General features: G+C 34.9%; 9 protein-coding genes, 6 tRNA genes and 1 pseudogene. 11 read left to right on the top strand and 5 right to left on the bottom strand.

All coding sequences use genetic code 11. The features are described from left to right. Nucleotides 1-48 precede the first annotated feature (48 nt). The 6 genes from QM419_RS06300 to QM419_RS06275 all read left to right on the top strand — a co-directional run bounded on the left by QM419_RS06300 (nucleotide 49) and on the right by QM419_RS06275 (nucleotide 558). Nucleotides 49-121 (top strand) — tRNA-Phe (locus QM419_RS06300). Nucleotides 122-137: 16 nt separating this feature from the next. Next, nucleotides 138-218 (top strand) — tRNA-Tyr (locus QM419_RS06295). Between the two features lie 6 nt (nucleotides 219-224). Then, a tRNA-Trp gene (locus QM419_RS06290) sits at nucleotides 225-295 on the top strand. 12 nt (nucleotides 296-307) lie between these two features. Next, nucleotides 308-380 (top strand) — tRNA-His (locus tag QM419_RS06285). A 13-nt stretch (nucleotides 381-393) separates the two neighbouring features. After that, nucleotides 394-465 (top strand) — tRNA-Gln (locus QM419_RS06280). Between the two features lie 9 nt (nucleotides 466-474). Continuing rightward, a tRNA-Leu gene (locus tag QM419_RS06275) sits at nucleotides 475-558 on the top strand. 85 nt (nucleotides 559-643) lie between these two features. On the opposite strand, the gene QM419_RS06270 is transcribed toward QM419_RS06275, so the two are convergent. From QM419_RS06270 to QM419_RS06250, 5 genes are read right to left on the bottom strand one after another with little or no spacing between them, the layout of a single operon-like run. Continuing rightward, nucleotides 644-1,777: a tyrosine-type recombinase/integrase gene (locus QM419_RS06270; RefSeq protein WP_414278238.1), complete on the bottom strand. Its 1,134-nt coding sequence runs from the start codon at nucleotides 1,775-1,777 to the stop codon at nucleotides 644-646. A gap of 3 nt (nucleotides 1,778-1,780) precedes the next feature. Next, nucleotides 1,781-1,975 carry a DUF3173 domain-containing protein gene (locus QM419_RS06265; RefSeq protein ID WP_000598356.1) on the bottom strand — a complete coding sequence of 65 codons (195 nt, stop codon included), beginning with the start codon at nucleotides 1,973-1,975 and terminating at the stop codon, nucleotides 1,781-1,783. Nucleotides 1,976-2,034: 59 nt separating this feature from the next. Further along, nucleotides 2,035-2,421 carry a hypothetical protein gene (locus QM419_RS06260; RefSeq protein ID WP_061853401.1) on the bottom strand — a complete coding sequence of 129 codons (387 nt, stop codon included), beginning with the start codon at nucleotides 2,419-2,421 and terminating at the stop codon, nucleotides 2,035-2,037. A 2-nt stretch (nucleotides 2,422-2,423) separates the two neighbouring features. After that, nucleotides 2,424-3,620 carry a replication initiation factor domain-containing protein gene (locus tag QM419_RS06255; RefSeq protein ID WP_414269663.1) on the bottom strand — a complete coding sequence of 399 codons (1,197 nt, stop codon included), beginning with the start codon at nucleotides 3,618-3,620 and terminating at the stop codon, nucleotides 2,424-2,426. A 40-nt stretch (nucleotides 3,621-3,660) separates the two neighbouring features. Further along, nucleotides 3,661-4,134, bottom strand: a complete 474-nt coding sequence (locus QM419_RS06250) for a hypothetical protein (protein WP_270293039.1) — start codon at nucleotides 4,132-4,134, stop codon at nucleotides 3,661-3,663. Nucleotides 4,135-4,454: 320 nt separating this feature from the next. Between QM419_RS06250 and QM419_RS06245 the strand changes: the two genes are divergently transcribed. From QM419_RS06245 to QM419_RS06225, 5 genes and pseudogenes are all read left to right on the top strand, one after another. Continuing rightward, nucleotides 4,455-4,901 (top strand): helix-turn-helix transcriptional regulator, encoded by a 447-nt coding sequence (locus QM419_RS06245; RefSeq protein WP_000287814.1) that lies wholly within the window; start codon nucleotides 4,455-4,457, stop codon nucleotides 4,899-4,901. A 163-nt stretch (nucleotides 4,902-5,064) separates the two neighbouring features. Continuing rightward, nucleotides 5,065-5,685: a tetratricopeptide repeat protein gene (locus QM419_RS06240; protein ID WP_120701376.1), complete on the top strand. Its 621-nt coding sequence runs from the start codon at nucleotides 5,065-5,067 to the stop codon at nucleotides 5,683-5,685. A gap of 343 nt (nucleotides 5,686-6,028) precedes the next feature. Continuing rightward, on the top strand, nucleotides 6,029-6,622 hold the full coding sequence (locus QM419_RS06235; RefSeq protein WP_120701375.1) for a TetR/AcrR family transcriptional regulator: 594 nt from the start codon (nucleotides 6,029-6,031) through the stop codon (nucleotides 6,620-6,622). After that, on the top strand, nucleotides 6,622-7,185 hold the full coding sequence (locus QM419_RS06230) for an NAD(P)H-dependent oxidoreductase (protein WP_120701374.1): 564 nt from the start codon (nucleotides 6,622-6,624) through the stop codon (nucleotides 7,183-7,185). The genes QM419_RS06235 and QM419_RS06230 overlap by 1 nt, the downstream gene beginning before the upstream one ends. A gap of 27 nt (nucleotides 7,186-7,212) precedes the next feature. After that, nucleotides 7,213-7,302: pseudogene (locus QM419_RS06225) on the top strand (winged helix-turn-helix transcriptional regulator); the annotation flags it as partial. Nucleotides 7,303-7,354 lie beyond the last annotated feature (52 nt).

Here is a 7,354-nt window from a genome sequence, read left to right as displayed (position 1 = left end):
GGCTCATAACCCGAAGGTCGTAGGTTCAAATCCTGCTCCCGCAATATTGGCTCGGTAGCTCAGTTGGTAGAGCAATGGATTGAAGCTCCATGTGTCGGCGGTTCGATTCCGTCTCGCGCCATTTTTTAAAATCATACGGAAGGGTAGCGAAGAGGCTAAACGCGGCGGACTGTAAATCCGCTCCTTCGGGTTCGGGGGTTCGAATCCCTCCCCTTCCATCTTCTACGGGCATAGTTTAAAGGTAGAACTAAGGTCTCCAAAACCTTCAGTGTGGGTTCAATTCCTACTGCCCGTGTTTAATAGTATGGCGGGTGTGGTGAAGTGGTTAACACACCAGATTGTGGCTCTGGCATGCGTGGGTTCGATCCCCATCACTCGCCTATTTTATATTATTGGGGTATAGCCAAGCGGTAAGGCAAGGGACTTTGACTCCCTCATGCGTTGGTTCGAATCCAGCTACCCCAGTTACTATTTGCCGGCGTGGCGGAATTGGCAGACGCGCTGGACTCAAAATCCAGTGTCCGCAAGGACGTGCCGGTTCGACCCCGGCCGCCGGTATAGTATTAAAGACAAGGTTTTTGGACCTTGTCTTTTTCTTTTATTCGTTGAATTTTTGGTTCTGAGTTACTAAAAATTACTAATTCTATAACAAATCATCTAATTTATCCGCTAATTTTTGTTGTTTACTTGGATATAAATGAGAGTAAGTATCTATTGTTGTAGTTATAGATGCATGACCTAGTCTTTCTTTTACAACAAGATAATCTTCTCCTTGATTTATTAGAAGTGAAGCATGTGAATGTCTGAAGTCATGGATTCTTATCTTTTTTAGAGTATTATCTCTTTGTAATATCTTTTTATATTGCTTCTCTATTGAATCTTTAGTTATCGTAATAGGGCTATTTTGAAATATCTGTAGATCATCTAGGATGGTTGTAAATTCTTTCAATCTTTCATGCTGTATCTGTTTCCAATCTTCTAGTGTCTCCACTAGTTTGGTATTCAAGATGATTCTTCGAGTTCCAGCCTTTGTCTTTGTACTACTAATATGTTCTTCACCTTTTTTGACGTATACAGATTTACTTACATGAATTGTATTTGTAGAAAACTCTATATCTTTCCACGTTAGAGCAAGAGCTTCTCCGAGTCTTAGGCCAGTAAAGAATAGAACAGTGAATAGCAACTTTATATTGTATTCATTGTCGTTAAATAGTGTTAAGAAGTGCTTGAATTCTTTTACGGTCCAGAAGTTTAATTTTGCTTTTTCTATTGGCAATTTTTTTAGCAATCCTGCGGGGTGTTCCTTGTAAAATCCCTTTCTTAATCCAACATCCAAAATTTTCTTTAGTAAAATTATAATTTTATTAATAGTATTTGGACTTAGCTTCTTTTCCGAGTTTTGAGCATTTTTATCTCTTAAATGTTCTCTGAATTGATAGATATCTTCATACGTTAATTTGGATACATCATCAACTTTTTCAAAATAACTTTTTATATGCCTGTTATAATTGTTTTCTTGTGTATCTATATAACTTTGTTTTCTGTTGTTTATTTTATCCTCTTCTTTTAAGAGATCATAAAGGATATCAATTGATATTTTTGAGTTGAAGCTTTTTTCTTTAAGTTCTACACTTCGTAAGTATTGTTCGGCCTCCAATGCTTCTTTTTTAGTTTTGAATCCTTTTCTTACAATTCTACGTTGTTTTAGAGATATTGGATTTATACCATTGGAAACATCAACAATCCAAGTTCCGTCTCTACTTTTACGTAAAGCCATAAGCTACGCTTCTTTCTGGAGTTCAATTCCTAATAGTTCTTCTGCGACACTGGCTGGAATTGTACCAATCCTTTTGTTATCGTAGATGTTAAAACCACGATTCACTAATAGTAATTTGCCGGTATGGATAATCTTTCTTGCAGTTCCTGGAGCAAATCCAAGTTCGATAAGGTCATCTTTTGTTACAGTTTTAATCATGTGATCTCCTTTTCTAATTAGATTAAGTAAGGGGAGGATTAACTCCCCTTGTCTGATATTTATTTTTGTTTTACATCTACTAAATGGATAGCATCTGCCTTGTAATACATTGTCGAACTAATCATAGTAGCTTGTAAATTGTCAAATGTAACTGGTACTTCATCCATTGCTTGGATATAGTCATTATCAACCAAGGCATCTGGATTGTCTACTGAGACTTGGGTTGATTTCTTTTTGAATTGTCCATCCTTAATTGTTACATTGTATTTCCAACCAATGATTTTATCGGTATTAAAACGTCTTTCGCTACCATCTCGGTTTTTGATAATTTCTCCGTTTGCGTCTGCTCGGACTTCCGTTTCAAATTTTGGAATGACTTCATCCAATTCAAATTTTGTTCCAATGTTATTAAAATTCCAGTCATTTTGTGAAAGCATTTTTGCCATAATTAATTTCTCCTTTTGATATTTTCTTTGATTGTGGGGATCAAATCCTCTCTTTTAAAGAGTATTGCCCTTTCTATTAATCCACTTGCTAAATCTGGTGGATATTCCATATTGTTGAGTGCGAGATAGTTAGACTTCTCATACTCATGCAGTAAGTTATTGTCGTATAGAAATTTATACGCTTTTAGAATAGCTCCGGAACCTTTATAGGTAAACCATTCTAATTTTTGTTCTAGTTCTGTTTTTGGTTTTGAAATAATGATAGAGACAGGTTTTGAGTGACCTAAAAACTTTTCCCAAGATCTCAAAGGTTTTGAGAAGTGACTATCACTATAGAACCTCACTTTTTCTTTGAGATATCCCTTGGTAAAGTTGAGAAGATCTATTTCCGAATGCAACCATTCTTGAATGAAGTAGTGAGCTTTTTCTTTCCTAAGTTCTAACTCAGTTCTTATCCAATTTTCTATATACCGCTTGCTGATGCCGAGCTTCTCAGCTCGTTCTAAGCGCTTATCGTAAATTCTAAGTCTTTCATCATCATTGGGTTTTCTTAAATATAAGGTCTGGCCGATTGTTTCATCTCCGTAGGTATTGTAGTAGGTGCTTTTTCCATATATAAAGCGTTTCTTCTGACAGATCTTTAGAAGCTGATTAGGAGTGAAATAGGGAGTTTCATTAAAATCATCTATAGCAATATCAATTCGTCTGATTGAAAAACGATTGTAATTGTAGTAGAGATTGTTTAGAAACTGTCTTTCGGTCAGGCCATTTGGATTTAATACCATATCTCTATAGAATTCGAGTGCCTGTCCTGACATGACAAGCATGTAGGACGACTCTTTCGATCCATAGTAGATACGGATGTTCCCATAATGAAGCTGGCTATCATAGTTATAGTATTTAAGGCTCCCCTTATTCTCAATAAATAGGTCAAAGTCAAGAAATAGGATGTCTTCGATTATTTCTCTTGGCGAAAATTCAGTCTTATCAAACTGAATTTGAATCCAGTCAAATACAGAACGTAAATGCTCATTTTTTGCCATAGATTTTGATTCAACTTTTTGCCTAATTTTGCCACCCTTAAAATCTCCAAAACCCTTGGGAATACTGAATTCTTTCGATGGTACACCTAACTTGCAGAGGGTGGTGTTACTACACACCCTATCGGTCAAAAATGGTCCGTCCGCATCTACGCTCATTTTCGGCTTTCTGCCTCATGGCTCAGCCGAAAACTCGCTATTAGCCGAACCTATTTTTTGACCTCTTGTTAACAAACCCTAGTAAGCCGGTTTGCATCGACTCTTCAATATCTTGGATTTTCTTTTTTAGGTTGGCATTCTCAATTTGTATCAGTCGTATTTCTCGCTTAAATTCCTGTTTTAAGGCGCTCAGTTCATCGTAGAGCTCATCTATTACTTGGTTTAGGGATTCATGCTCATTGTCTGCTAGACTCCCAAATACGCCTTGTATAGCCTCTTTTAGACCTATTTCAAGTTTTAGTTTAGCTAACTTTTGAAATTTTCTAAGGTCTTCGTCTGTAAAATCATAGGCAACTGTATAACTTAATTGATGAGTTCTGGGATTTCTACTGATAGGAACTTTAATTTTCTTAAATTCCTTGCCACTTATCTCTTTAATCAGTTGGATCCAATTTTTAAGAGTAGAGGTAGAGTTTAGGCCAGAAATTTGATTGACTAACTCTTTATTGGTCATCTTTTTGTGAAACCTCCGAAATTTTCTTGTGCAACTGAAGAGTTTTCTGTGGTATAATTGTTACATAATATGTTTTGATCTTGGAACGAACGGCACATTTGTTTCAAGATTTTTTTATTTTGTCGAATCTTACCTCCTTTATTAAAATTTTTTAAATCGACTACTAGTTACATACGCTTTTACCTCCTTTTATGTTATAATATTCTCAATGGAATATTTAATCTTAAAATAAATATTCCTTATGGAATAATTCTATTTTATACCGTTTAGAATATTTTGTCAAGCAAAAATATACGAATAAGAATATCTATAGGAGAATTATGTATACAGAGGATTATAAATTTTCAGAGAGGTTAAAAACTCTCAGAAAATCAAAAAAGTTAACTCAAGTACAAATATCGGAATTAATTGGAGTTCAACAAGGGACATATTCTCGGTGGGAGAATGGAACGTTAGAACCAGGATTAGAATTCGTTGTGAAATTAGCAAATATCTTTGGTACTACTACAGATTATTTGCTGGGACAAAAACCTTATTCAATTATCAGTAGTTTACCTCTAGAACAATTAGATCTTACCAATATTGCAAACTTTTCAAAGGATGAGTTTGATATTTTGAAACATTCAATAGCAGTTTCGGTGGCAAGAAATAAAATAAAGGCAACAGAACTAAAAGATAGAGTTATAGAAAAAAATCAGTTGTCAGAAAAAGATGCAGAACTTTTGAATAAGATTTTTGAAGAAGTTAAAACTTATTGGGAAAACTAGAAGGACGCTAGTCTTCAAAATTTCCTCCCAAAATGTGTCTAAAATATTGACGGAATTCCATTAAAGAAAGAACATTTAGAAGTTTCAATAGGTAAAGATTAGTATATTCTTGTTGAGTGATTTTATTTTATGAAGGTTGTTTATAGTTGAAAGGGGAAAATAGATGGTCTCTAAAATTGATACAGCTTGGGACTTGTTTCTGGAGGGAAAAACATCAGAAGCTAAAAAGTTGGTTGAACAAGATTTTTCCATTGATACCTGTACAGATTTTAGCCTTTTAAATCTGATGGGGTATTTATTATTGGCAGAAAAAGACTATGCCTCGTGTACCCATATCTTTGAGAAATACATTTTATTAGCTCAACAAAATGAAGATAAAGAAAATGAACATATTGGCTTACATCAATTAGCGATGATCTACAGAGAACAGGGTGATTTTCATAAGGCTTTAAAACTCATTGAAGACGAAGAGAAGATAGTTGAAGAGTATTTTCCAAACGATAATCTAAAGAAAGCTGTGAATAACTACGAACAAGGCTATGTGAGATTTAAATTAAACAACCTTGATGAAGCACTTACATTCATGAATCTGTCATTGGAACAATCTTTAGAGACTGATGACGTGATTTCTCAAGCTTGTAGCTATAGAGGGTTAGGTGAAATCTGTTTAGCCTTGGAAGATACGGAATTATCCAATAGACATTTCAAACGAGCTATAGAACTTTTCGAAAGTGTTGGAGAGTTTGAAGGGATAAAGGAAATTGAGGAATTGATTAATGAATGATTTGACATTTAGATTTTGCCATTAGTTTGTTTTTGCTTTGAAACTATGTTAGTCTAAGTTGCTAGTATTTTAAAAAGACAAGGTGTTTTATCCTTGTCTTTGTCGTTTTAGTATTGCTTTTGTTTCAATGTCAATAAGGATGAGTAAAAGGCTGGGACAGTAGTCTCAGCCTTTTAATTGAAGATAAAATCTTCTTAGAAACTTTCCTTAGGAGAGTACATAACAGAAGGTTAGGGACTCTAAAGCTAAGTTTTGAGTATTTTTTTATTTGACAAATATAAGTAGACGGTGTATACTTTATAAAAAGTAGACAACGTATACTTTGATAAGGGAAGGTGGTCAAATGAAACGGAATACGGAAGAACTGAAAGAAAAGTTAATTTCGGTTGGCATTGAAGAAATCAGAACTAACGGGATTGACCGGATGTCTATGCGTACAATAGCTCAAAAATGTGGGGTGACTCATGGAGCTCCCTATAAGCATTTTGGAAGTAAAGATAGATATATTCAAGTTGTTATGGAACACTTATCAATGTTCTTTTTGAAAAATATGATACTTGGAATTGATACTTCCATAGATGCAAGAACTCAACTAACTCTGATGGGCTGTAACTTTGTATGGTTTGCCCAAGAGGAAACCTATCTATTTGAAGCATTATTTATCAAATTTCCATATAACTATATGGAGTTATCCCAGGAAACTATTTCAGTCAACTCCTCTTTACCAGGATTTGAACATTTTAAGTCGGTAGCGTTAAGACTTAAAGATGAGGAAAATCTTTCTAGTAGTGACGCAGAAATATTGATCAATTTTTGGAGTTTTATTGCTGGTTTGGCTCTATTGGTAAGGAGTCCTGTTGGAGAAAACTTTAAAGAAAATGATGTTCAAAAGACCGTCAGAACGATGCTTGATATTTATATAAAAGGAGATAGCTGATGAATGTTTTAATAATCTATTCACATCCGAATGAAACAAGTTATAATGCGTCAATCCTTCAAACTGTGCAAAAGCATTTAGCACCAGAGCATAGAGTTAAAATAATAGACTTATATAAAGAAAACTTTGATCCGGTTTTACGTTTTGATGAAACGCATAAAAGGAGAAATTTACAGCATAATGAAGACATGAAACCATATAGAGATTTATTGAGTTGGGCGGATCAGTTGATTTTTATTTTCCCTACTTGGTGGAGTGGAATGCCAGCTATTTTAAAAGGTTTTATTGATCGTGTTTTTGTTGCAGGTTTTGCTTATCAGAATGGACCTCGAGGTCCGGTGGGGAAACTAGATGGAAAAGCGTGGATCATTACGACGCATAATACGCCAAAAATTTTTCTTCCTTTTTCTCAAGACTACGCAAAGGTTCTAAAATCTCAAATCTTGAAACCCTGTGGTATTAAACCGGTTAAAATGACACAAGTTACACGAGTGGAGTATATGAGTGATCGTCAACGGAAAGAAGAACTCGAAAAAATCGCACAGATAGCCAAAAGGATATAAAAACGTGCGTTATAAGTCATGACAGAGCATACAGAATATGAGCTGACAGGAAAAGGGAAATCGCTGATGCCGATTTTAAAGGACTTGAATCAATGGGGGAAAGAATGGTTGCATTAAATTTTCTTCTTCTTTTTGTCACTTTCATCTTGCCACTTAGGTTCTCATTTTG

Origin of the sequence: Streptococcus infantis (assembly GCF_047464715.1) — a bacterium.
Classification (GTDB): Bacteria; Bacillota; Bacilli; order Lactobacillales; family Streptococcaceae; genus Streptococcus; species Streptococcus infantis_S.
Note: the sequence above shows the minus strand (reverse complement) of the source record. Positions and strands in the feature narration are given on the sequence as shown.

What these genes read in the sequence shown, in the direction of transcription:
- QM419_RS06270 (WP_414278238.1), bottom strand. Translation starts at nt 1,777, where the DNA reads ATGGCTTTACGTAAAAGTAGAGACGGAACTTGGATTGTTGATGTTTCC.
- QM419_RS06265 (WP_000598356.1), bottom strand. Translation starts at nt 1,975, where the DNA reads ATGATTAAAACTGTAACAAAAGATGACCTTATCGAACTTGGATTTGCT.
- QM419_RS06260 (WP_061853401.1), bottom strand. Translation starts at nt 2,421, where the DNA reads ATGGCAAAAATGCTTTCACAAAATGACTGGAATTTTAATAACATTGGA.
- QM419_RS06255 (WP_414269663.1), bottom strand. Translation starts at nt 3,620, where the DNA reads ATGAGCGTAGATGCGGACGGACCATTTTTGACCGATAGGGTGTGTAGT.
- QM419_RS06250 (WP_270293039.1), bottom strand. Translation starts at nt 4,134, where the DNA reads ATGACCAATAAAGAGTTAGTCAATCAAATTTCTGGCCTAAACTCTACC.
- QM419_RS06245 (WP_000287814.1), top strand. Translation starts at nt 4,455, where the DNA reads ATGTATACAGAGGATTATAAATTTTCAGAGAGGTTAAAAACTCTCAGA.
- QM419_RS06240 (WP_120701376.1), top strand. Translation starts at nt 5,065, where the DNA reads ATGGTCTCTAAAATTGATACAGCTTGGGACTTGTTTCTGGAGGGAAAA.
- QM419_RS06235 (WP_120701375.1), top strand. Translation starts at nt 6,029, where the DNA reads ATGAAACGGAATACGGAAGAACTGAAAGAAAAGTTAATTTCGGTTGGC.
- QM419_RS06230 (WP_120701374.1), top strand. Translation starts at nt 6,622, where the DNA reads ATGAATGTTTTAATAATCTATTCACATCCGAATGAAACAAGTTATAAT.